The 22,728-nt window shown below is 66.0% G+C and carries 24 protein-coding genes; 11 read left to right on the plus strand and 13 right to left on the minus strand.

The window, feature by feature from the left end:
- Positions 1–186 precede the first annotated feature (186 nt).
- The 4 genes from Q8M85_RS14500 (at position 187) to Q8M85_RS14515 (ending at position 4,787) form a co-directional block, all read left to right on the plus strand.
- Complete coding sequence (locus Q8M85_RS14500) at positions 187–2,157, plus strand: heme lyase CcmF/NrfE family subunit (RefSeq protein ID WP_305545859.1); 1,971 nt, start codon at positions 187–189, stop codon at positions 2,155–2,157.
- Positions 2,154–2,627: a cytochrome c-type biogenesis protein gene (locus Q8M85_RS14505; RefSeq protein ID WP_305545861.1), complete on the plus strand. Its 474-nt coding sequence runs from the start codon at positions 2,154–2,156 to the stop codon at positions 2,625–2,627. The genes Q8M85_RS14500 and Q8M85_RS14505 overlap by 4 nt, the downstream gene beginning before the upstream one ends.
- A 108-nt stretch (positions 2,628–2,735) precedes the next feature.
- Positions 2,736–3,506 carry an enoyl-CoA hydratase-related protein gene (locus Q8M85_RS14510; RefSeq protein ID WP_305545863.1) on the plus strand — a complete coding sequence of 257 codons (771 nt, stop codon included), beginning with the start codon at positions 2,736–2,738 and terminating at the stop codon, positions 3,504–3,506.
- Positions 3,507–3,578: 72 nt separating this feature from the next.
- Positions 3,579–4,787 carry a cyclopropane-fatty-acyl-phospholipid synthase family protein gene (locus tag Q8M85_RS14515; RefSeq protein WP_305545865.1) on the plus strand — a complete coding sequence of 403 codons (1,209 nt, stop codon included), beginning with the start codon at positions 3,579–3,581 and terminating at the stop codon, positions 4,785–4,787.
- A 5-nt stretch (positions 4,788–4,792) separates the two neighbouring features.
- Here Q8M85_RS14515 and ilvN read toward each other — a convergent pair whose 3' ends face one another.
- The 5 genes from ilvN to Q8M85_RS14540 form a co-directional block, all read right to left on the minus strand.
- Positions 4,793–5,353 carry an acetolactate synthase small subunit gene (gene ilvN, locus Q8M85_RS14520; RefSeq protein ID WP_305545867.1) on the minus strand — a complete coding sequence of 187 codons (561 nt, stop codon included), beginning with the start codon at positions 5,351–5,353 and terminating at the stop codon, positions 4,793–4,795.
- A gap of 31 nt (positions 5,354–5,384) precedes the next feature.
- Complete coding sequence (locus Q8M85_RS14525; protein WP_305545869.1) at positions 5,385–6,386, minus strand: acyltransferase family protein; 1,002 nt, start codon at positions 6,384–6,386, stop codon at positions 5,385–5,387.
- A 66-nt stretch (positions 6,387–6,452) separates the two neighbouring features.
- A complete protein-coding gene (locus Q8M85_RS14530) occupies positions 6,453–8,207 on the minus strand; it encodes an acetolactate synthase 3 large subunit (protein WP_305545871.1) in 1,755 nt (584 codons plus the stop codon).
- A 574-nt stretch (positions 8,208–8,781) separates the two neighbouring features.
- Positions 8,782–9,702 (minus strand): sodium:calcium antiporter, encoded by a 921-nt coding sequence (locus Q8M85_RS14535; RefSeq protein ID WP_305545873.1) that lies wholly within the window; start codon positions 9,700–9,702, stop codon positions 8,782–8,784.
- A 73-nt stretch (positions 9,703–9,775) separates the two neighbouring features.
- Positions 9,776–10,207 (minus strand): VOC family protein, encoded by a 432-nt coding sequence (locus Q8M85_RS14540; protein WP_305545875.1) that lies wholly within the window; start codon positions 10,205–10,207, stop codon positions 9,776–9,778.
- 213 nt (positions 10,208–10,420) lie between these two features.
- Here Q8M85_RS14540 and Q8M85_RS14545 point away from each other — a divergent pair, with 213 nt between their 5' ends.
- The gene (locus tag Q8M85_RS14545) at positions 10,421–11,527 is read left to right on the plus strand and encodes a TRAP transporter substrate-binding protein (protein WP_305545877.1); all 1,107 of its coding nucleotides are present in this window, start codon (positions 10,421–10,423) and stop codon (positions 11,525–11,527) included.
- A gap of 72 nt (positions 11,528–11,599) precedes the next feature.
- On the opposite strand, the gene Q8M85_RS14550 is transcribed toward Q8M85_RS14545, so the two are convergent.
- The 3 genes from Q8M85_RS14550 to Q8M85_RS14560 all read right to left on the minus strand — a co-directional run bounded on the left by Q8M85_RS14550 (position 11,600) and on the right by Q8M85_RS14560 (position 14,453).
- On the minus strand, positions 11,600–13,384 hold the full coding sequence (locus Q8M85_RS14550) for a TRAP transporter large permease subunit (protein ID WP_305545879.1): 1,785 nt from the start codon (positions 13,382–13,384) through the stop codon (positions 11,600–11,602).
- Positions 13,381–13,989 carry a TRAP transporter small permease subunit gene (locus tag Q8M85_RS14555; RefSeq protein ID WP_305545881.1) on the minus strand — a complete coding sequence of 203 codons (609 nt, stop codon included), beginning with the start codon at positions 13,987–13,989 and terminating at the stop codon, positions 13,381–13,383. Before Q8M85_RS14555 ends, Q8M85_RS14550 begins: the two co-directional genes overlap by 4 nt.
- 116 nt (positions 13,990–14,105) lie before the next feature.
- Positions 14,106–14,453, minus strand: a complete 348-nt coding sequence (locus Q8M85_RS14560; RefSeq protein WP_305545883.1) for a helix-turn-helix domain-containing protein — start codon at positions 14,451–14,453, stop codon at positions 14,106–14,108.
- Positions 14,454–14,574: 121 nt separating this feature from the next.
- Between Q8M85_RS14560 and Q8M85_RS14565 the strand changes: the two genes are divergently transcribed.
- The 4 genes from Q8M85_RS14565 to Q8M85_RS14580 are packed head-to-tail and all read left to right on the plus strand — an operon-like array spanning position 14,575 to position 16,235.
- Positions 14,575–15,198, plus strand: coding sequence for a glutathione binding-like protein (locus tag Q8M85_RS14565; protein ID WP_305545885.1), 624 nt, complete (start codon positions 14,575–14,577; stop codon positions 15,196–15,198).
- Entirely contained in the window at positions 15,195–15,572 is a 378-nt protein-coding gene (locus tag Q8M85_RS14570; protein ID WP_305545887.1) for a nuclear transport factor 2 family protein, read from the plus strand. The genes Q8M85_RS14565 and Q8M85_RS14570 overlap by 4 nt, the downstream gene beginning before the upstream one ends.
- Complete coding sequence (locus Q8M85_RS14575) at positions 15,572–15,796, plus strand: 4-oxalocrotonate tautomerase family protein (protein WP_305545889.1); 225 nt, start codon at positions 15,572–15,574, stop codon at positions 15,794–15,796. The genes Q8M85_RS14570 and Q8M85_RS14575 overlap by 1 nt, the downstream gene beginning before the upstream one ends.
- On the plus strand, positions 15,789–16,235 hold the full coding sequence (locus Q8M85_RS14580) for a DMT family transporter (RefSeq protein ID WP_305545891.1): 447 nt from the start codon (positions 15,789–15,791) through the stop codon (positions 16,233–16,235). Before Q8M85_RS14575 ends, Q8M85_RS14580 begins: the two co-directional genes overlap by 8 nt.
- 40 nt (positions 16,236–16,275) lie before the next feature.
- On the opposite strand, the gene Q8M85_RS14585 is transcribed toward Q8M85_RS14580, so the two are convergent.
- The 4 genes from Q8M85_RS14585 to Q8M85_RS14600 all read right to left on the minus strand — a co-directional run bounded on the left by Q8M85_RS14585 (position 16,276) and on the right by Q8M85_RS14600 (position 18,690).
- The gene (locus Q8M85_RS14585) at positions 16,276–16,665 is read right to left on the minus strand and encodes a VOC family protein (RefSeq protein WP_305545893.1); all 390 of its coding nucleotides are present in this window, start codon (positions 16,663–16,665) and stop codon (positions 16,276–16,278) included.
- Positions 16,662–17,489, minus strand: coding sequence for an arginyltransferase (locus tag Q8M85_RS14590; protein ID WP_305545895.1), 828 nt, complete (start codon positions 17,487–17,489; stop codon positions 16,662–16,664). Before Q8M85_RS14590 ends, Q8M85_RS14585 begins: the two co-directional genes overlap by 4 nt.
- A gap of 133 nt (positions 17,490–17,622) precedes the next feature.
- Positions 17,623–18,102, minus strand: coding sequence for a DUF2852 domain-containing protein (locus tag Q8M85_RS14595; protein ID WP_305545897.1), 480 nt, complete (start codon positions 18,100–18,102; stop codon positions 17,623–17,625).
- 120 nt (positions 18,103–18,222) lie between these two features.
- Positions 18,223–18,690, minus strand: coding sequence for a YbaK/EbsC family protein (locus Q8M85_RS14600; RefSeq protein WP_305545899.1), 468 nt, complete (start codon positions 18,688–18,690; stop codon positions 18,223–18,225).
- Between the two features lie 96 nt (positions 18,691–18,786).
- Between Q8M85_RS14600 and Q8M85_RS14605 the strand changes: the two genes are divergently transcribed.
- Positions 18,787–21,636 (plus strand): bifunctional [glutamine synthetase] adenylyltransferase/[glutamine synthetase]-adenylyl-L-tyrosine phosphorylase, encoded by a 2,850-nt coding sequence (locus Q8M85_RS14605; RefSeq protein ID WP_305545901.1) that lies wholly within the window; start codon positions 18,787–18,789, stop codon positions 21,634–21,636.
- The gene (locus tag Q8M85_RS14610; RefSeq protein WP_305545903.1) at positions 21,623–21,898 is read left to right on the plus strand and encodes a hypothetical protein; all 276 of its coding nucleotides are present in this window, start codon (positions 21,623–21,625) and stop codon (positions 21,896–21,898) included. The genes Q8M85_RS14605 and Q8M85_RS14610 overlap by 14 nt, the downstream gene beginning before the upstream one ends.
- Here the strand turns inward: Q8M85_RS14610 and Q8M85_RS14615 are convergent.
- Complete coding sequence (locus Q8M85_RS14615) at positions 21,895–22,542, minus strand: bifunctional 4-hydroxy-2-oxoglutarate aldolase/2-dehydro-3-deoxy-phosphogluconate aldolase (protein WP_305545905.1); 648 nt, start codon at positions 22,540–22,542, stop codon at positions 21,895–21,897. The genes Q8M85_RS14610 and Q8M85_RS14615 overlap by 4 nt on opposite strands.
- Positions 22,543–22,728 lie beyond the last annotated feature (186 nt).

Genomic DNA, 22,728 nt, shown 5'->3' on the forward strand with positions numbered 1-22,728 from the left:
GGCGGTCTCCACTGGTCGGGCGCTTTGGTCCGGTGTAGCGGGGCCGGACTGCCGGTGGCAACGGACAATTCGGCGGGATCGGCGGGGATGCGCGGGCACAGTGCAGCCTTGGCGCGGCGGAAGGGCGCAGGGCTTTCCCCCGGAGGCCGCAGCGCCTATCATTGGAGACAACCACGGGAGAGGCTGATGATCGTCGAACTTGGGCATTTCGCGCTGATCCTGGCGCTGATGGTGGCGCTGGTGCAGTCCACGCTGCCCTTGTGGGGCGCGCACCGGGGCGACGCGCGGCTGATGGCGCTGGCGGGTCCGGCGGCGCTCCTGCAGATGGGGCTGGTTGCGGGGTCATTCGCGGCGTTGACCTGGGCCTTCGTCGTCTCGGACTTTTCCTTGGCGGTGGTGGTGTCCAACTCGCACACGCTGAAGCCGATGCTGTACAAGGTTTCGGGGGTCTGGGGAAACCATGAGGGGTCCTTGCTGCTGTGGGTGCTGATCCTGGCGGTCTACGGGGCGGCGGTGGCGGGGTTCGGCGGCAACCTGCCGTCGCGGCTGAAGGCGCGGGTGCTGGCGGTGCAGGGAATGATCGGGGTGGCGTTCCTGTTGTTCCTGCTTCTGACCTCGAACCCGTTCTGGCGGCTCGCGATGCCGCCTTTGGACGGGCAGGACCTGAACCCGCTGCTGCAGGACCCCGGATTGGCCTTTCATCCGCCGTTCCTTTATCTTGGTTATGTCGGCCTGAGCATGGCCTTCAGCTTTGCCGTGGCCGCGCTGATCGAGGGTCGCGTTGATGCCGCCTGGGGCCGCTGGGTGCGGCCCTGGACGCTGGCGGCCTGGGTCTTCCTGACCATCGGCATCGCGCTGGGGTCGTGGTGGGCCTATTACGAGCTTGGCTGGGGTGGCTTCTGGTTCTGGGACCCGGTCGAGAACGCAAGCTTCATGCCCTGGCTTCTGGCGGCAGCGCTGCTCCATTCTTCCATCGTCGTGGAAAAGCGAGAAAGCCTGAAGGCCTGGACAATCCTGCTGGCGATCATGGCCTTCGGGTTCAGCCTGATCGGGACCTTTATCGTGCGGTCGGGGGTCATCACGTCGGTACATGCCTTCGCCAACGACCCCGAGCGGGGGGTGTTCATCCTGATGATCCTGGCCTTTTTCACCGGGGGCGCGCTGATCCTGTTTGCGTTGCGGGCGGGGTCGATGGAGGCGCGGGGGGTGTTCAGCCTGGTCAGCCGCGAAAGCGCGTTGGTGGCGAACAACATCTTGCTGACTGTCGCAGCGTTTGTCGTGTTCATCGGGACAATCTGGCCGCTTGTGGGATCAATGTTGCTAGGGCGCGACCTTTCAGTGGGTGAGCCCTTCTTCAACGCCGCCTTCTCGCCCTTCATGATTGGGCTGGCATTGATCCTGCCACCGGGGGCGATGCTGGCCTGGAAGCGGGGCGACATCGGGCGCAGCTTGCGCGGGCTTATTCCCGTGATGGTGCTGGCACTGGCGCTGGGGGCTCTGGCCTTTGCCATGCAGACCGGGCGCACGGCGTTGGGGCCGGTGGGCCTGATGCTGGGGGCCTGGGTCGGCTTCGGCGCGATGGCCGACATCTGGGCCCGGACCGGGCGCGAGGGTCTGGCCGCGCGCTTTGCCCGGCTGGGACGGCTCCCGCGGGCGGACTGGGGCAAGGCTACGGCGCATTTCGGGCTGGGGATCACGATCTTCGCCGTCTCGGCGATGATGTCCTGGAAGATCGAGGATATCCGCGTCGTGCAGGAGGGTGAGACCTTCCCCCTTGGTCGGTACGAGGTGAGGCTGGACAAGGTCGAGGAGGTGCAGGGGCCGAACTACACCTCCACGATGGGCTGGATGACCGTGACGCGAGGCGGGGCGGTCGTGGCGGTCCTGAACCCCGAAAAGCGGATCTATCCGGTGGCGCAGATGCCGACGACCGAAGCCGCGATCGACTATGGCTTCCTGCGCGACATCTACCTGGTTCTCGGCGACCGGCAGACCAGCGGCGGCTGGGCGGTGCGCAGCTATATCGAGCCCTTCGCCAACTGGCTGTGGGGCGGCTGCATCCTGATGGCGCTTGGCGGGCTTCTCAGCCTGTCGGACCGGCGGTACCGGGTGGCAGCGGGGGCGCGCAAGGTTCCAGCCGGGGTGCCGGCGGAATGAGCGCCTTTCTGAAGCGGTGGTGGGCAGATTGCCCACCCTACGCCCTTGTCCTGTTCCTGGCGGTGACCCCCGCCTGGGCGGTGCAGCCGGACGAGATGCTGACCGACCCGGTCCTGGAGTCCCGCGCCCGCGAGATCAGTCGCGACATCCGCTGCCCGGTCTGCCAGGGCGAGACCATCGACGACAGCAATGCGCCGATCAGCCGGGATCTGCGGCTGATCATCCGCGAACGGCTGGTCGCGGGCGATACCGATGCCGAGGTCGTCGACTACATCGTCGCGCGCTATGGCGAGGGGGTGCTGTTCAACCCGTCGGCCGAGGGGGCGAATCTGGTCCTATGGCTGGCCGGGCCTGCGCTCTTGCTGGCCGGGATCGCCGTGGCGCTGGCAGCGGGTCGCAGGCGCGTCGCATCCGAGGTGGAGATGTCAGCCGAGGAAGAGACGCGGCTGAAAGAAATCCTCAAAGAGTAGGTGGGGCGATATCGCCCACCCTACGCCTGGCCTTAGGCCCGTGACGCGGCGTTCGGCTTGGCCTTGCGCGCGGTCTCGCTACTCTGGCCGCAGATGAGGGAGGGGCGGATGACGGAACTGGTGACGGTAAAGGTCGAAGGCGGGGTGCATCGCATCACGCTGAACCGGCCCGAGGTGATGAATGCCCTGAACCGAGAGATGCGGCTTCAGCTTCTGGCGGCTTTGCGCGCGGGCCACGGCGCGCGGGTCATCGTGCTGACCGGGTCCGGGCGCGGCTTCTGCTCGGGTCAGGACCTCACCGATGCCGAGGGGTTGGAGGCAGCCGGGTTCGAGGCGATCCTGAACGACGAATACGTGCCGATGATCCGCGCGATCACCGAGGCTCCGGTCCCGGTCATTGCGGCGGTCAATGGGGCGGCGGTGGGGGCAGGGGCGAATCTGGCGCTGGCCTGCGATCTGGTCATAGCCTGCGAAAGCGCGGTCTTTCTGCAGGCATTCACCCGGATCGGCCTGATCCCCGATGCCGGGGGCACCAGTTTCCTGCCGCGGCGGGTCGGGCTGCAACGGGCGATGGGAGCGGCGCTGTTGGCCGAGCCGGTCACCGCGCGGCAGGCCGAGGGCTGGGGGATGATCTGGGAGGCGGTGCCAGACGACCGCTTCGCCGACGTTGTTGCGGCCCGCGCTGCGAAGCTGGCCCAGGGTCCGACAGGCGCCTATGCCGCCTTGAAGCAGGCGTTGCGCGGGGCGTTCGATCAGAGCCTGGACCAGCAACTTGCGATCGAGGCCCGCCTGCAGGGCCAGTGCGGCGCCAGCGCCGACTTCCGCGAAGGTGTCGCCGCCTTCCTGGGAAAGCGCCCTGCGGTCTTTCAGGGACGCTAGCAGGCACACTGGGAACCGTTTTCCACCCTTTGCGTTAGGCTCTTCGGGTTTCTGCAACGGGGGTGGGCGGACATGTGGAACCAGACATTGGCGGCGCTGCTGCGCCTTGGCGTGCGGACGGGTCGGATGGAACTGACTTTTGCCGATGGCTCGACCCGGGTCTTCGGGCCGGGCGGACCGCCCGAAACCAGCGTCACCCTGCACGACCCCGACCTGCCGCGAAAGTTGCTGCTGCGCCCCGACCTTGCGATGGGCGAGGCCTATATGGACGGTCGTCTGACCCTGCGCGGCGACGATGTGCGCAGCTTTCTGACCTTTGCCTTGCGCAATGCACGTGGCCGCAAGCTGCCGCCGCCCCTGCCACAGGCCCTGGCGGCCTGGAAGCAGGCGAAGTCCTGGGCGATCTGGAACCACATCGGCGTCGCACGGCGGAACGTGGCGCATCACTACGACATCTCGCCCCGGCTTTACGACCTGTTTCTTGGCGAGACCAAGCAATACACCTGCGCCTATTTCCGGCGTCCCGAGATGACGCTGGAGGAGGCGCAGGCCGCCAAGATGGCACATATCGGCGGCAAGCTTCTGCTGCGTCCGGGGATGCGGGTTCTGGACATCGGCTGCGGCTTCGGGACGCTGGCGCTGGACTTGGCCCGCGACCACGGCGTCGAGGTGACGGGGATCACGCTGTCCGAAGTTCAACTGCAGGAGGCGCGACGCCGGGCCCGGGACGCGGGTCTGGAGGGCCAGGTCCAGTTCCGTCTGCAGGACTACCGAAGCGTGACCGAAACCTATGACCGTGTCGTGTCGGTGGGCATGATGGAGCATGTGGGCCTGCCGCATCTGCGGACCTATTTCCAGAAAGTCGCCGACCTGATGCCGCAGGAGGGGGTGGCACTGATCCACTACATCGGGCGCTGGTCTCCGCCCGACACGATCTCGCCGTGGTTCAACAAATACATCTTCCCGGGCGCCTATTGCCCGACGATCTCCGAGGCGATGCGGGCGGTTGAAAGGACCGGGATGATCCTGTCGGATCTGGAGGTGTGGCGTGGGCACTATGAGCGCACGCTGCAGGAATGGCTGAAGCGGTTCGATGCCAATCTGGACCGCGTCCTGCAGCTTCAGGACGACCGTTTTGTGCGGATGTGGCGCTATTATCTCCAGTCGGCCGAGATGGGCTTTGCCGAAGGGCGTCTGGTAATCCACCAGCTGCAACTGGCCAAGGCGCGCGGCACCGTGCCGATGACGCGCGACTACCTTTACCCGGCGCGGAACAGCTAGGGGTTCTACACTCCGCGCTTCAACCCCGCGACGCCGGTGCGGGCGATCTCGACCAGGCCCAGGGGGCGCATCAGGTCGGCGAAGGCGTCGATCTTCTCGGGCGTGCCGGTCATCTCGAAGACAAAGCTTTCCAGCGTGGAGTCAACGACATTGGCGCGGAAGATCTCGGCCAGGCGCAGGGCCTCGATCCGGTGGTCGCCGTGGCCCTTGACCTTGACCAGTGCCAGTTCGCGCTGGACGGACGGGCCTTCGGCGGTCAGGTCCTGGACCTCGTGGACCGGAACCATGCGCTTCAGCTGCGCCTCGATCTGATCGATGACCGCCGGGGTGCCACGGGTGACGATGGTGATGCGGCTGCGGTGGCCGGTGTGGTCGACCTCGGCCACAGTCAGGCTGTCGATGTTGTAGCCGCGCCCCGAGAACAGGCCGATGACCCGGGCCAGGACGCCGGGTTCGTTCTCGACGATGACAGCAAGGGTGTGGCTCTCCTCGACCTCGGACAGGGCCGAGCGGAGGTCATAGGCGGAATGGCTGGTCGAGCCCTTCTTGATGTTCAATGCGGACATGGGGTCCTACCTTCTGCTGTGTGGCACGGCGTCAGAATCCGATCCAGGACGGGCGACCGACGCGGCGGATGACGACGTAGATGATCAGGGGGCCGATGATTCCGGCAAGAGTGCCAAGGATCATGTGGGCGGTGAGGTCGGGGGTGAAGCGGCCCAGCACGGCGCGGGTGCCGGCGGAAAAGATCGTGTGGGCCAGGTAGATGCCCATCGACGAGACGCCAAGGAAAGCCAGCAGGCGCAGCGGCGACGTCTGGCGCGCGCTGGTCAGCAGGTAGACCATAGCCAATGCGGCAAGGGACAGCCCAATGCCGAGGATTTGGCTGGCAAGCAGCGACTGCGGCACCTGGAAACTGGCCGCCTGCAAGCCGACAAAGACCGCAGCGGCGATCAGGAAAGCGACAGCACCCTGGGGTCGCCAGGTCGTCTGACCCAGCGCCAGGCCAGTCAGGAAGGCCCCGGCATAGGTCGCGGCCCCGACTGTCCAGGCGTTCAGACCGACCGGCGTGAAGCTGGAGGCAAGCACCACCAGTGCAGCCAGCATCGCCCAGACAGGGGCCGACAGCGGGCCGGTGATGAGGCGGATCAGCGCCAGCACGGCAATATGCTGCAGGAACAAGGCCCAAAGGAACCAGAAGTGGTCGCGCGGGGGCAGGGGGAAGAACAGCAGGCTCTCCAGGCCCGACACCTGCGTATTGGCCGCATCCCCCGCCGCCAGCCGCGCGGCGGTGAAAAGATAGGTCCACAGCACCAGCGGCCACAACAGCCGCGTGACCCGACTGAACGCAGCCTCTGCCACTGGACGGCTCAGCGCCCAGGCCTGGAAGGTCATGCCGGACAGAAGGAAGAACAGCGGCATGTGGAAATTGTAGATCAGCCGATCAACCAGCTGGAACGCCCAAGGATTGCCGATCAGCCCCGCGGTTTCCAGCCCGCGCCAGGCATGGCCGATCACCACAAGGATGATGCCGACGCCCTTGGCGACATCCATCCACAGGTCGCGGGTCTTAGGGCTGGCCTCGGCGGTGAGGGTCATGGGGTTCCTGACTTATGGTCCTGGGGTGGCTGGCTTGCCGGACCGGGCCCGGCAAGCCGCATCACATCACACCAGCACCGCGCCCTTGGCGCCGATCACGCCCTGGGTATCCGCATCGCCAAGCAGCATCTCGTTGTGCGGCTTGCCCGAGGGGATCATCGGGAAGCAGTTCTCGTGCTTTTCCACCAGACAGTCAAAGATCACCGGGCCGTCGTAACGGATCATTTCCATGATCGCGTCGTCCAGGTCCTTGGGGTCGTCGCACTTGATGCCCTTGCAGCCGAAAGCCTCGGCCAGCTTGACGAAATCGGGCAGGCTTTCCGACCAGGACGAGGAATACCGCTCGCCATGCAGCAGTTCCTGCCACTGGCGGACCATGCCAAGGCGTTCGTTGTTCAGGATGAACTGCTTCACGGGCGCACGGAACTGCATCGCGGTGCCCATTTCCTGCATGTTCATCAGCCAGGACGCCTCACCGGCGACGTTGATGACCAAGGCCTCGGGGTGGGCGATCTGCACGCCGATGCTGGCAGGCAGGCCATAGCCCATGGTGCCCAGACCGCCAGAAGTCATCCAGCGGTTCGGGTCCTCGAAACCAAGGAACTGGGCAGCCCACATCTGGTGCTGGCCGACTTCCGTGGTGATGTAGCGGTCCATGCCCTTGGTCAGGGCCTCAAGCCGCTCCAGCGCGTATTGCGGTTTGATCGTGGTGGTGGAGTTCTTGTAGGACAGACACTTCACGCTGCGCCATTCGTCGATCTGCTTCCACCACTGCGACAACCCGCGCTGGTCGGTCTTCGATCCCCGCGCGCGCCACTGGCGCAGGACTTCCTCAAGCACCTTGGTCACGTCGCCGACGATCGGCACGTCCACCCGGATGACCTTGTTGATCGAGGACGGGTCGATGTCGATGTGCGCCTTCTTCGACTTCGGGCTGAAGTCCTTGATCCGCCCGGTGATGCGGTCGTCGAACCGCGCGCCGATGTTGATCATCAGGTCGCAGCCGTGCATGGCGAGATTCGCCTCGTACAGCCCGTGCATCCCCAGCATGCCGACCCAATTCTTGCCGCTTGCCGGGTATGAGCCCAGGCCCATCAGGGTCGAGGTGATGGGGAAATTGGTCTCGGCCACCAGTTCGCGCAAAAGCGCGCTGGCGCGGGGGCCAGAGTTGATGACGCCGCCGCCGGTGTAGAAGATCGGGCGCTCGGCCTGCTCCATCATCTCGACCAGGCGGGCGATCTGGTCCGGGTCGCCTTCGGTGCGCGGCTGATAGTGGCTGACCTTCGCCTTATCGGCGGGAACATAATCGGCAGTGGCGAATTGCACGTCCTTCGGGATGTCGATCAGCACCGGGCCGGGGCGGCCGTGGGTGGCGACGTGGAAGGCCTGGTGGATGGTGTCCGACAGTTTCGCCGTATCCTTCACCAGCCAGTTCATCTTGGTGCAGGGCCGGGTGATGCCCACGGTGTCAGCTTCCTGGAACCCGTCGGTGCCGATCATGAAGGTCGGGACCTGGCCGGTCAGCACGACGATCGGGATCGAATCCATCAGCGCATCGGTCAGGCCGGTCACCGCGTTCGTGGCCCCCGGGCCCGAGGTCACCAGCGCCACGCCGGGTTTTCCGGTGGATCGGGCATAGCCCTCGGCCATGTGGACCGCGCCCTGTTCGTGGCGGACAAGGATGTGGCGGATGTCGTTCTGCAGGAAAAGTTCGTCATAGATCGGAAGCACGGCGCCGCCGGGATAGCCAAAGACGACCTCGACGCCCTGATCCTTCAGCGCCTGGACCACCATCTTCGCTCCGGTCATCTGCTTCGACATTTCCGTCTCTCCTTAGCGCAACAAAAAGCCCCCGGAAGTTTCCTTCGGGGGCGCATGGGAACCACTATGGTCAACCGTCACCGGCCCATGCGCGTCCTTCCTACGATGACAAGAAGTCTGGCCATTGGCCCATCCCCTTCACGTTCGGTCGGAACAGTAGGCGGGGATATGCCGGGCGTCAACGGGATTTGCAATACGAAAATGTCGCATTACGCCAGTAGTTTTGAACTTTTGTTGCGACGTGATGCCGCGCTGCGCAACTTTCACTCATCTTGCCGAGTGTCCATCGCAAGGGCGCGAAGGTCGGAAGGTGAATCCCGTGGCCACAGCGGTCGATAGAGATGCACAAGCTAAGGGCGACGGTGATTTCAGGGATGACCAGATGGCGCGCATGGAAAGCGCGCGTGCCGGTGGCAGCAGAGCTGCCTGGCCAGCCGCACAAGGCTGTCGCGGTATGCCTGCACCCCCGAGACGCCGATTTTGTCACGGTGGGCAACTCGTCGGCCTTCGCGGGCCATGACCTTTCCCAGCATCACCGCGCTGCGGGCGAGGGTCGCGGCACGCCTCCCGTTTGTCAGCCGATGAACCACAAATAGGCGCCGTAGGCAGCCAGAAGGCCGGCCCCTGCGATCCGGGGCAGCCCGCCGACAACGAAAGCCACGATGGCAAGGCCAACGGATGAGGCCGCGACCCACCACATGTCGATGGCGGCGAAGCGGGCCTCGGCCGGGATCGGCGCGATAAGGGCGGTGATACCGAGGATGCCGAACAGGTTGAAGATGTTCGAGCCGATGATATTGCCGACCGAAATCTCGGTATGCTTGCGGAAGGCGGCAATCACGCTGGTCGCCATTTCCGGCAGCGAGGTGCCAACGGCGACGATGGTCAGGCCGATCACCGCTTCCGAAATGCCGAAGTCGCGGGCGATGGTGGTGGCGCTGTCGACCAGGAACCGCGCTCCGATCACCAGCCCGACAAGGCCCGCTCCGGTCATGACCCAGGGCTTCCAGTTCGGGCCGAAGGTCTCGGTATCGCCCTCGGGCGGGTGACCGCTGCCCGCGATGAAGGCCGTGGTCAGGAAGGCCACAAGCCCCACCAGCAGGATCGCCCCGTCCAGCCGCGTGACCTGTCCGTCCAGCAGCATGACCCAGATCGCCGCCGTGGCGGCAATCATGAAGGCAAGGTCGCGCCAGAGCTTGCGGCCGGGGATGATCAATGGCGCGATCAGGGCCGAGACGCCCAGGATGAGCAGCACGTTCGAGATGTTAGAGCCAATGACGTTGCCAATGGCGATGCCGGGTGCGGGTGGTGTGGCCAGGGCGGCCTGGACCGACACGATCAGCTCGGGCGCAGAGGTGCCGAAGCCGACGATGGTCAGGCCGATCAGCAGTGGCGACAGGTGGAAGGCCCGCGCGATCGAGGACGCGCCGCGCACCAGGAACTCTCCCCCCGCCACCAGGATGACGAGGCCGACAAGAAACAGAAAATAGGTCAAGGCGAACCCCCACTTGGTTAGTGGGCAAGGTTGGGTGGCGGCAGCGGAATGCAAGGTCGATCCCGCCGATTTCCTACGTTTTCCGTTCGATTGCCTGGGGTTGTGCAGGTTCCGTGTCGGCCCGGTAACAGACGGCGTTCAGTTTGTTGCCGTCCGGGTCGCGGACATAGGCCGCATAGAACTGCGTGCCATACTGCGGGCGCAGGCCGGGGCCACCCTCATCGGTGCCGCCCTGAGCAAGGGCTGCGGCGTGGAAGGCGTCCACCGCCGCCCGGCTTTGCGCCAGAAAACTGACCATCGTTCCATTCCCAGGCGTTGCGGGCGCCCCGTCGAAGGGCTGGGTCACCCACAGATGCGGTCCGGGATCATCCAGACCCCAGGCGGCCGAACGGTCTTCGGGGTCGTAATCCTCGATCCGGCTGTGTCCAAGGGGGGCAAGCACGGCGTCATAGAAGGGCAGGGCGCGCACAAGGTCGCGGGTGCCAAGCGAGACGTAGCTGAACATCGAAACCTCCATCTTCGTTAAGCGCAGTCTTTCCTGCGCCGCCCGGAAATCCAAGCGCACTCTGCCGCAAGGCGCGCGCTTCGCGACGTCTTCTCGCCTGACGCGAGGAAATGGCTTCCTATCTTGCGCGACGGGAAATAGGGTCTATGTCACCCAAACTCCCGTCCGCTTTTGCAGGGCGTGAACGGGTCAACCATATGGGAGGAGTACTGCATGGATAGACGTTCATTCTTGACCAAGGCCTCGGTGGGCGGTGTCGCTGCCGCGGGCGCGGCTACGCTGGCGACCCCGGCGATCGCGCAGGAAAGCCCGACCGTCACCTGGCGGGTCACCTCGTCGTTCCCGAAATCGCTGGACACGATCTATGGCGCCGCCGAGACGATGTCGAAATACGTGGCCGAGGCGACGGACGGAAAGTTCCAGTTGCAGATCTTCCCCGCGGGCGAACTGGTTCCGGGCCTGGAAGCGGCGGACGCCGTGTCGGCCGGCACGGTCGAGGCCTGCCATACCGCCAGCTACTACTACTGGGGCAAGGACCCGACCTATGCGCTGGGAACCACGGTGCCCTTTGGTCTGAACTACCGTCAGATGAACGCCTGGCTGTACTACGGCGGTGGCATCGACCTGATGAACGAGTTCTTCAATACCCAGAACCTGCACTATCTGCCCTGCGGCAATACCGGGGTGCAGATGGGCGGCTGGTACCGCAAGGAAATCAACAGCCTCGCCGACATGCAGGGCCTGAAGATGCGGATCGGCGGCTTTGCCGGCAAGGTGATCGAGAAGCTGGGCGTCGTGCCGCAGCAGATCGCGGGCGGCGACATCTATCCGTCGCTGGAAAAGGGCACCATCGATGCGGCCGAATGGGTCGGACCCTATGATGACGAAAAGCTTGGCTTCCAGAAGGTTGCCCCCTACTACTACTACCCCGGCTGGTGGGAAGGTGGTCCGACGCTGTCCACGATGGTCAACCTGGCCAAATGGAACGAGCTGCCGAAGTTCTACCAGGGGGTCCTGTCGACCGCTTGCGAGGCTTCGAACTCGAACATGATGGCAAGCTACGACTACAAGAACCCGACCGCGCTGAAGAACCTGGTGGCGAATGGCGCGCAGCTGCGGCCCTTCCCGCAGGATGTTCTGGACGCTGCCTATGAGGCTGCAATGGCCACCTACGCCGAAATCAGCGCCACAAACGCTGCGTTCAAGAAGATCCACGACAGCCAGACCGCGTTCAAGAAGGACGCCTATCTCTGGGCGCAGATCGCGGAATACAACTACGACGTCTTCATGATGACGCAGCAGCAGGCCGGCAAGCTGTAAGCTTTCAGCCATCGACAGAAAGGAAAGGCCCCGGATCGCTCCGGGGCCTTTTCGTTTCAGAGGTGTGCCTTCTTAGGGATTGATCACTGGCGCACCAAGCTTCGGCAGGCCACCGGGGGCAGGGGCCGCGCCCTCGGCCGGTGGGGTGCCGCCCAGGTTCGGCGCCCCCAGCTTGGGCGCTCCGGGCAGACCGGGCAAACCGCCAGGTGCAGGGGTCGCCCCACCATTTGTTCCCGGTGCCAGTGGCGTCAGCGTGGGCACCCTGATCTCGATGGTCGAAGGATCGATCACCGGCCCCTTGTAGTGCATCACCATCTGCGGGAAGAACACGACCGCGAAGATCATCACCACCTGGATGATGATGAAGGGAATGGCGCCCTTGTAGATCTCGCCGGTCTTGATCCCGTCCATCTTCTTGCCGGTGACCTTGTCCAGATACGGCACCTTGGCCGCGACCGAGCGCAGGTAGAACAGCGCAAAGCCGAAGGGCGGCGTCAGGAACGAGGTCTGCAGGTTGACCCCGACGATGACCCCCAGCCAGATCAGGTCGATGCCCAAAGTCTGTGCGGGCGCGATCAAGAGCGGGATCAGGACGAAGGCGATCTCGAAGAAATCCAGGAAGAAGCCCAGGACGAAGATGATCAGGTTCACGACCAGCAGGAAACCGTACTGGCCCCCTGGCACGGCCGTCAGCAGCTCTTCGACCCAGATGTGGCCGTTCACGCCGTAGAAGGTCAGGCTGAACATCCGCGCGCCGATCAGCACGAACATGACGAAGGCCGACAGCCGCGTGGTGGCGATCAGGGCCGATTGCAGGACCGGGAACTTGAAGCGCCCCTTGGCCCAGGCCAGGATCATCGCGCCGACGGCCCCCATCGCGCCGCCCTCGGTCGGGGTGGCAAGGCCGATGAAGATCGTGCCGAGCACCAGGAAGATCAGCGCCAGCGGCGGGATCAGCACCATGATCACCTGCTGCGCCAGGCGTGACAGCAGGTTGATGGCCATGAAGCGATCCGCCAGCGCATAGAAGTAGACGACCAGGGTGCCGATGGTGGCACCCAGCACATCGGCGTTTGCGCCCCAGGCGTCATACCAGAAGTAATGCGCGGCGTAGCCGATGCCGACACCCGCAGCCAGCGCCACCAGAAGCGAGGTGACACCTCCGCCCAGCGTCCGCGCCTCGGGCGGGAGCGCCGGGACCTTGTGCGGCTGGAAGATCGCGACCATGCAGACGTAACCCAGATAGGCACCCGTCAGGATCAGTCCCGGGATCAGCGCGCCCCGGTACATGTCGCCCACCGACCGGCCCAGCTGGTCGGCCAGCACGATCAGGACAAGCGACGGCGGAATGATCTGCGCCAGCGTTCCGCTTGCCGCGATGACCCCCGTTGCCGTCCTGCGGTCATAGCCATAGCGCAGCATGATCGGCAGCGAGATCAACCCCATCGCGATGACCGATGCCGCGACGACGCCCGTGGTGGCCGCCAGCAGCGCGCCGACCAGGACCACGGCGAAGGCAAGACCGCCGCGGATCGGGCCGAAAAGCTGGCCGATCGTGTCCAGGAGGTCCTCGGCCATTCCGCTTCGCTCCAGGATGATGCCCATGAAGGTGAAGAAGGGGATCGCGAGCAACGTCTCGTTCGACAGGACCCCCCACAACCGTTGCGGCATGGTGCCGAGGAGGGGCCAGTCCAGCGTGATCTCGCCGTTGGAATAGGGGGCGAGCCAGACGCCAATGACGAAGAAGATCAATCCGTTCGCAGCCAGCGCGAAGCTGACCGGATAGCCGTACAGAAGGAAGACGACGAGGCTCAAGAAGATGATCGGAGCCATGTTGTGCGCGATGATCTCGATCATTTCTTCGCCTCGGCTTCGGCTTTGGCCTTTACTGCGGCCGCAAGGTCCTCGGCGTCTTTCAGGGCCTGCTCCTTGGGCGAGATGAAGGGATGGGGGTCCTCCATCAACCCGCGCATCACGGCGATCTTCTTGATGATTTCGGCCAGGGCCTGAAAGGTCAGCATCACGAAGCCGGCCAGCAGGATTGCGCGCGCCGGCCAGATGACCAGCCCGCCCGCGTTGGTCGAGACCTGGCCCGAGTAGAACGCCTGGATCGTATAGGGCCAAAGGAACCATGCCATCAGCGCGACGAAGGGCAGGAGGAAGAAGATGTGGCCCAGAAGGTCGATCCAGTGCTGTGTTCTGCGACTGCGAGCGCCGTAGAAGACGTCGATGCGGATGTGTTCGTTCTGTTGCAGCGTATAAGCGGCCGCGCCCATGAAGGCGGCCCCGAAGAGATACCACTGCAGTTCGAGCCAGGCGTTCGACGACAGGTTGAACAGCTTGCGGCTGACGGCATTTGCGGCGCTGACCAGCACGGCAAAAAGGATCAACCAGACAACGGATTTACCGATGAACGCATTCACGCGGTCAATGCCGCGTGAGATGGCAAGCAAAGCCTGCATCCCCAAACCCTCCCGATGACGGCCGCCCTTGGTTCGGCGTGCCCAGTACCTTCCTAGGCGATCTAGCGGTATCCGCCAAGAACTCAACCGGCGGGTGGGTCGGAATTGCCGTAGCGTCAAGCCGCTTTCGACTTGTCCTTCAACCGCTGCCCCACTGCGGCGATGGCCTGGATTGCCGGCATGAATTCCAGCCCAAGCTCGGTCAGCGCATATTCCACCGATGGCGGGGAGGTGTCCATGACCGCGCGCGACAGAATCCCGCGTTCTTCCAGCTCGCGCAGGCGCTGGGTCAGCACCTTGGCCGAAACAAGCGGGATGTCGGCACGCAACTCCGAAAAGCGCCGGGGGCCTGACGACAGATACCAGATGATGTTCGGCGTCCAGGCCCCGCCGATGAAGGCCATGCAGTCCGACAGGGGACACATCGGATGCGGTGTGCGGTTCTTGCGGCGCTTTAGCGTCATCGCGGGCCTCTGATCCAGTTACCCGGCAGATACCGCATTCAGCCCGTTACCGCAAGTTACCCCGTTACCAAAGGTGATCGGCTGCGCTAGCCATGCAGCATTCGCAACCAAGGAGAGACAGATGAAACTCTACATCAAGCCCGGCGCCTGCTCGATGGCCTCGCATATCATCCTGGCCGAGATCGGCGGGGACTATGCCGTGGAGGTGGTCGACACCGCGAACGGGGAAACCGCCAGCGGCGCGAATTACCTTGAGATCAACCCGAAGGGCAAGGTCCCGGCGCTGGAAGTCAAGGGCGAGGTGCTGACCGAGGGTCCGGCGATCCTGCAGTTCCTTGGCGACAAGGCGGTGATGGACGGGGCCGCGAACCTTGGCCTGGCCCCCGCCGGGGGCACGATGGCGCGGGCGCGCGTGAACGAGGTGCTGAATTTCACCGGGACCGAACTGCACGTGGCCTTCGGACCGCTCTTCAACCCCGCCTCGACCGACGCGCAGAGAGAGGCCGCGCGGCAGGCGGTGGCAGGCAAGTTCGACTGGCTCGAGGCGCAGCTGGCCGACGGTCGCGCGCATCTGACGGGCGAGGCGTTCACCATCGCCGACGCCTACGCGTTCGTTGTGACGAACTGGGCCAACTTCAAGGGCATCGCGCTGTCCCGCTGGCCGCACCTGAGCGCCTTTCTGGCCCGCGTCGCCGCCCGCCCGGCGGTTCAGCGCGTGCTGAAGGCCGAGGGGCTGGCGGCATGAGCGCGCGGGACTTCACCGGGGTGGCGGGGGTTCTCGCCACCTATTTCGACGGGCTTTACCATAGCGATACCCAACGCCTGGCCCAGGTGTTCCACCCCAGGGCGCAGTATGTCTGCGTCACGGACGGGACGCTCTTGCACCGCGACATGGCCGGGTATTTCCCGATCGTCGATGCCCGTCCATCCCCCGCCTCGCGCGGCGAGGTGCGGCGCGACGAGATCGTCTCGATCGACTTCGCCGGCCCGGTCACGGCCCGCGCCGTCGTCCGCTGCACCATCGGCCCCCGGCATTTCACCGACTTCCTGACGCTGATCCGGCTGGACGGGCGCTGGCAGGTGATGTCCAAGGTGTTCCACTATCAGGAGGAAAGCTGATGCCCTACGTCAACATCAAGATCACCCGTGAGGGGGCCACGCCTGCGCAGAAGGCCGAACTCATCGCCGGGGTCACCGACCTTTTGCAGCGGGTCCTGAACAAGTCCCCCGCCACGACCTTCGTCGTGATCGACGAGGTCGCGCTGGAGGACTGGGGCATTGGCGGCCTTCCGGTCGAAGTCTACCGCGCCAGCCTGAAAGCGCAGAGCGGGACCAATGGGTGACGGCATCCGCTATGCGACCCTGATGTTCGCGGCGGGGATGGGCGTGCCGCTTCTCGCCGCGCTGAATTCGGCGCTCGGGCAGCGGATCGGCTCGCCCATCGCTGCCGGGGCGGTCATGTTCGCGCTCGCTTTCGTGGTGGCGCTGGTGGTTCTGGCGGTCTCGGGGCAGGGGTCTGCACTTGCCAAGGCACCCGGCCAGCCTCCCGTCCTGTTCCTGGCCGGTGGGCTGATGGTGTTCTATCTTCTGTCCATCACCTTCGTAGCGCCGCACTTCGGGCTTGGGAACGCGATCCTGTTCGTGCTTCTGGGGCAGATTGTCAGCTCGACCGTGATCGACGCTACCGGACTGATGGGACTGGCCGCGCGGCCGGTCAGCGGAACGCGGTTGCTGGGACTTGCGGTAATGGCTGTGGGCATCGTCCTGAGCCAACGGGGGTAGCCGATGTCTGCAAGGAAATCGGACCGGAGCCTTTCGACCTTCACCCCGCGCGCGGCCCGATCAGGTCCCAGCGGTTGCCGAACGGATCACGCCAGACGGCCACCGAACCATAGGGTTCGTGCCGGGGCGCTTCCTCGAACTCCACCCCTGCGGCCAACATGGCGGCATGGTCTCGGGCGAAGTCGTCGGTTTCAAGGAACAGAAACACCCTGCCCCCGGCCTGATTGCCGATGGCAGCCTGCTGCACCTTTCCTTCGGCCCGCGCCAGCAGCAGCCGCACGCCGCCACCCGAAGGCTCGACCGTGACCCAGCGTTTGCGGCCCTGATCGATGTCCTCGACCAGACGGAAGCCCAGCTTGCCCACGTAGAACGTGAGCGCTTCGTCATAATCCGGCACGACCAGTGCCAGGGCCGAAACCCGAACGGTCACAGCCGGGTGTCGGGCAGGCTGATCCGCGCCACCTGTTCGGCGATCGGGTCGACCGACAGGGGGTGCAGGTCCGAGGCATGCGAACCCGGGTCGCCCATCGGCACCCATTCGCCGCCCTTGTAGATTTCAAGCGCCGAGAAGCCCGCCTTGTAGCCCATCTTGCGGCTCCCCGGCACCCAGTAGCCCAGGTAGACGTAAGGCAGCCCCGCCTCGCGCGCGATGGCGATGTGGTCAAGGATGACATAGGTTCCAAGGCTATAGGCGGTCAGGTCCGGGTCGTAGAAACTGTAGACCATCGAAAGGCCGTCGTCGAAGACATCGGTCAGGCAGACGGCCGTCAGGGGGCGTCCCCGCTCGCCCTCAATGGCGGGGCGGGAGTATTCGATGACGCGGCTCTTGATCGGTGTCTCCTCGATCATCGCGGCGAATTCGAAGATGTCCATGTCGGCCATGCCCCCGTCGGCATGGCGCTGGTCAAGATAACGGCGAAAGAGCGCGAACTGGTCTTCCGTGGCCCAGGGCGAGGTCGCATTGCGCCGCAGCGCCGCGGCCTTCTTCATCACCCGCTTCTGGGTCCGCGAGGGTTCGAAATCCGCGACCCGGATGCGCGCGGACAGGCAGGCGGAACACTCCGCGCAGGACGGGCGATAAAGTACGTTCTGGCTGCGACGGAAGCCCTGCTTCGACAGGGTGTCGTTCAGCTTCTGCGCATGCTCCCCCTGAAGCGCAGTGAACAATTTGCGCTCCATCCGCCCCGGAAGATAGGGGCAGGGCTGCGGCGCCGTCACGTAGAACTGGGGCGTCAGGGGCAGGGAATGGCGCATCTGTTTCAGGTCAGGATTAGATTGGCGCAGAGCCTAGCAAGCGAAATGCCATCCGCCAAGCGTCCCCGTGCGGCAAATGAAGACCCCGCCCGTGCGGGGACACGGGCGGGGCAGGGGTCATGCCGTCAGACGATCAGTATTCGCCAGACCGTGCCCCCGTTTCCGGCTTTGCCTCGGTCGCGGCGGCGTCCTGGGCCGAAGTCGCCCGGGCGCGTTCGTCCATGAAGCTGTCGAACTCGGACTTGTCCTTCGAGGTCCGAAGGCGCTGCAGGAAAGCCTCGAACGCCTCTTGCTCTTCTTCCAGTCGACGCAGGGCCTGAGCCTTGTAGTCATCGAAAGCGTGGTTGCCGGTGTGCTGGCCCGCGCGCATCGCGTGACGGCCCCAGGAGTGGTCGTGGTTGTGATGGCGGCGCTGGCCGCAGGACCGTGCGAACATCTGTTTTCCCCAGATCATGTAGGCCAGAAGGGCAAGCCCCACGGGCCAGAAAAAGACAAAGCCCAGAACCATCGCGGCGATCCAGGCCCATTTGCCGCGCTGGTCTAGCCAGTCTTCGCCGCGGCGGAAGGCATTGCGGATCCCGCCAGGCCGGGCGGTGTCGGTGGTGGTGTACATCGGCGGGTCTCCATTTGATGTGAAGTCTTTTCACATGAGGCAAGATGGCCCCAGTCTGGCAGGTCCGCAAGAGCGTATGTGAAGATTCTTTACATTCCGGGGCAACCGGCACCTTTCCGCCTATCCGGTGAAGTCCGCAACAGTCGCAGCCGTGGCCCGGACCAGCGATTGCGGGTCGACCCCAAACATGTGGCGCGGTGTGCCGGCAGCAGCCCAGACCTCGGCGAAATCCAGCAGTCTCGGGTCAAGGAAGGTGGGCGATGGCGTCAGGTGCCCCAGCGGCGCGACACCGCCGATGGCAAAGCCGGTCACGCTGCGCACGACCTCCACCCCGGCGCGGGACAGGGGTTCCCCGGCCAGCGCCGCCGCCTTGCCCAGGTCCACCCGGTTGCCACCCGCCGTCAGGAACAGGACCAGCCGGCCGCTGTCGCCCTGAAACAGGATCGACTTGACGATCTGGTCGACCGCCACCCCCGCCTCTGCCGCGGCGGCCTCGGCCGTGCGGATCTCGCCCCGCGCCGCGACGGGGACCGAGGGAAGGCCTGCGGCCTCCAGCGCCGCTGTCACCCGTGCCAGGGATTTCGACATGATGCCTCCGGTTTCCACGAGCTAACCGCGCCCGCAGGCGCCGGTCAACCGGCTGAGGAGGTTGACCCTTCCGCCCCGCCACAGCAAGGTCGCGCCATGACCCTTGCCGCCCGCATCACCCGACTGCCGATCCCGTTCGATCCCGCCGCCGCAGCCGACCTGCGCGCCGATCTGCAGGGCTTTGCGCCCGAGGTTCTGGACCTGTTGGCCGCCACCGCCGCCTGCAGCCCCTATCTGCGCGGCCTGATGCAGCGCGAGGCCGACTGGCTGCGCGTCGCGGTCGAAGACCCCGAGGCAGCCCTTGAGGGAACCCTGGCAGCGGCCGATGGCCTGACCGCCGAGGCCCTGCCGCTTGCGCTGCGCGAAGCCAAGCGCCGCGTGGCGCTTCTGGCGGCGCTGTGCGACGTCGGCGGTGCCTGGCCGCTGGAACAGGTCACCGGCGCGCTGACTGGGCTTGCCGACCGCGCGGTCCACCTGTCGCTCACCGCCCTTGTCGCCGAGGAAATCCGCCGCGGCAAGCTGCCCGGCGCCACCCCCGACGACGCGGCCACCGCAGGCGGCATGGTGGCGCTTGCGATGGGCAAGATGGGGGCGGGAGAGCTGAACTATTCCTCCGACATCGACCTGATCTGCCTTTTCGACGAAACCCGCTACCCAGGCGAGGAACAGGAGGCCCGCGCGAGCTTCATCAAGGTCACCCGCCGGATGACCGCGATCCTGTCGGACGCGACCGACGGCTATGTCTTCCGTTCCGACCTGCGCCTGCGGCCCGATGCCTCGGTCACGCCCGTCTGCCTGTCGATGGCCGCCGCCGAGGCCTATTACGAGGCCGAAGGCCGCACCTGGGAACGCGCCGCCTATATCAAGGCCCGTCCCTGCGGCGGGGACCTTGCGGCCGGGGACCGCTTCCTGAGGACCCTCACCCCCTTCGTCTGGCGCAAGCATCTGGATTTCGTCGCGATCCAGGACGCCCACGACATGCGCCTGCGCATCCGGGACCACCGGGGCCTGCACGGCCCGATCACGGTCGAAGGCCACAACATGAAACTCGGTGCCGGGGGCATCCGCGAGATCGAGTTCTTCACCCAGACCCGCCAGTTGATCGCCGGCGGACGCGACCCCGACCTGCGCGACCGGACCACCGTGGGCGGGCTTGCCACGCTGGCCGCGAAAGGCTGGGTCCCGCCCGAGGTGGCCGAGGACCTCACCACCCTCTACCGCGCCCACCGCGAGGTCGAACACCGGCTCCAGATGGTCAATGACGCCCAGACCCATTCGATGCCCGCCACCGCAGAGGGTGTCGCCCGCATCGCCGCCTTCTGCGGTCAGACCGAAGCCGACTTCCGCCGTGACCTTCTTGACCGCCTGAACCGCACCGACCGGCTGACCGAGGGCTTCTTTTCGCCCGGTGAGGTCGAGGACGGGCCGGACCTGTCGGACAAGGCGCGTGAGATCACAAGGGGCTGGGAAAATTACCCCGCCTTCCGCTCTGATCGCGCACAGGCGATCTTCCGGCGCCTCAGGCCGCGCTTCCTGAAAGGCCTTGCCCGCGCTGCGAACCCGGACGAGGCACTGGCGTCACTGGACGGCTTTCTGGCGAAACTGCCCGCCGGGGTGCAGCTTTTCGCGCTGTTCGAGGCGAACCCGACGCTGATCGACCTGATCATCGACATCGCCGGATCGGCCCCCGCGCTGGCGCAATACCTTGCGCGGAATGCCGCCGTCCTGGACGGGGTGATCGGTGGCAGCTTCTGGGGCGACTGGCCGGGGACCGCCGCGCTGCGTGCCGAACTCCAGTCCCGCCTCGCCCCGGCGCCCGATTACGAAGGTCGCCTGGACATGGCCCGGCGCTGGATGAAGGAATGGCACTTCCGGGTCGGCGTCCACCACCTGCGCGGGCTGATCGACGGATTCGAGGCCGGGAAGCAGTATGCCGACCTGGCCGAGGCCGTGGTCCAGGTGATCTGGGCCGAGGTTGCCGCCAACTTCGCCCGCAAACACGGGGCGATGCCGGGGCGCGGTGCCGTGGTGATCGGCATGGGGTCGATGGGCGCGGCGCGGCTGAACGCGGGCTCGGACCTTGACCTGATCGTGATCTACGACGACCAGGGGGTCGAAGGCTCGGACGGCCCGCGCCCGCTGGCCACCCGGCCCTACTACGCCCGCCTGACCCAGGCGATTGTCACCGCGCTGACCGCCCAGATGCCCGAGGGGCGGCTTTACGAGGTCGACATGCGCCTGCGCCCATCGGGCCGGGCCGGGCCGGTGGCGACCAGCCTGCACAGCTTCACCACCTATCAGGAAACCGAGGCCTGGACCTGGGAACACCTGGCGCTGACCCGCGCCCGCGTCCTGGCGGGCGACCCCACGCTGGCCGGAGAGGTCGAGACCTTCCGCCGCACGCTTCTGGTGCGGAAAGGGCAGGGGGAACGGGTAAGGCCCGACGTTGCCGAAATGCGGGCCCGATTGCAGGCGGCGAAACCCGCGCAAGGGGCATGGGACGCCAAGAACGGGCCGGGCCGGATCATGGACATCGAACTGGCCGCCCAGACGATCGCATTGATCGCGGGCAGCCCGGCTCGCAGCGTCGAACGCCAGATCGCGGCAGGCCAGACGGTGACGGGCCAGCCAGTGTCGGGCCAGCCGGTGTCGGGCCAGACGGTGACGGGTCAGGAACGGATAGTGCCGGATTCCGACGCGCAGGCGCTGGGGTCTGCCTACAGGCTGATGTGGCGGCTGCACGCTGCGGCGCGTCTGCTCAGTGAGCGCGCGCTGGATTGGGAAAGCTTGGGAGAGGGCGGTCGCGCTTTCATCCTGCGTGAGACCGGGGCAGAGGATGCGGATGCGCTTGCGCGTGATCTTGCGCGGGCGGTAACCGGGGCGGAAGCCGCTGTGACGCGACTGGTGGGGACGGCGGATGGGGAGACGGGCGATGGACCTGACTGAGGCGGACCCGAAAGGGTTGGTGCGGGAAAGCTACCGGATCGAGGGGATCACCCCCGGCGAGTGCCGATCGATCTTCATGGACTGGGCGCTGTCGATCCCGGTCGGGGCGCCGGTGGCCGATGCGGTCCGCACGCTGCTTGCGACCTATGCCCTGGCCGAGCCCGACCACCCGATGTCCACGGTCCTGCACCAGGCCCTGACCGCACCCGAAGCCCCGCGCCGCCGGGGTGGCCGCACCGGGCGGCAAGGCCTGGACGCCTAGGCGCTGCGGGGCAGGGCAGCGGCTTCCCGCGCGAGGGTGGTGATCGCCGCCCAGTCGCCTTTCGCCATCGCCTCTTTCGGAGCGACCCAGCTGCCGCCGACGCACAGAATGTTCTTCAGGCTCAGGTAGTCCGGCGCAATCTTCAAGCTGATCCCGCCCGTGGGACAGAACTTGACCTGCGGCAACGGCGAGCCGATCGACTTGAGGTAGGCCGCCCCCCCGGCCTGTTCCGCCGGGAAGAACTTCTGCACGGTGTAGCCCTTTTCCAGCAAAGCCATGATTTCGCTGGCCGTGGCCGCGCCGGGCAGAAGCGGCAGCCCCTCGTCCTCGCAAGCCGCGATGATCCGGTCCGTGGCACCGGGCGACACACCGAACATCGCTCCGGCCGCCTTTGCGGCCTTGACGTCCGCCGGGGTCAGCAGCGTGCCCGCCCCGACGACGCCGCCCGGCACCTCGGCCATCGCCCGGATCGCATCCAGTGCGACGGGCGTGCGCAAGGTCACTTCCAGCGCGGGCAGGCCACCGGCCACCAGCGCCTCGGCCAGCGGGCGGGCATGGGCGAGGTCGTCGATCACCAGGACCGGGACAACGGGCGCAAGGCGACAGATCTCGGCGGCTTTCAGCGATTGCTGGGAGGGGGTCATGGGTCGGCTCCTTCAGGCCCCGGCTTCGGGGAGGTGGATGGTGCGGGAGCCTCCGGCGGGGATATTTTAGCAAAGATGAAACCGCAAGGGCAGGAGGTGCGGGCCCCCCGTCTCGGGCCGGTGGAACCGGGGGAGACGAGGGGCCTTTCACCTTTGGCGGTCATCGGCGTCCCCGCCTGTACCGCC

Origin of the sequence: Tabrizicola sp., assembly GCF_030694085.1 — a bacterium.
Taxonomy (GTDB): domain Bacteria; phylum Pseudomonadota; class Alphaproteobacteria; order Rhodobacterales; family Rhodobacteraceae; genus Tabrizicola.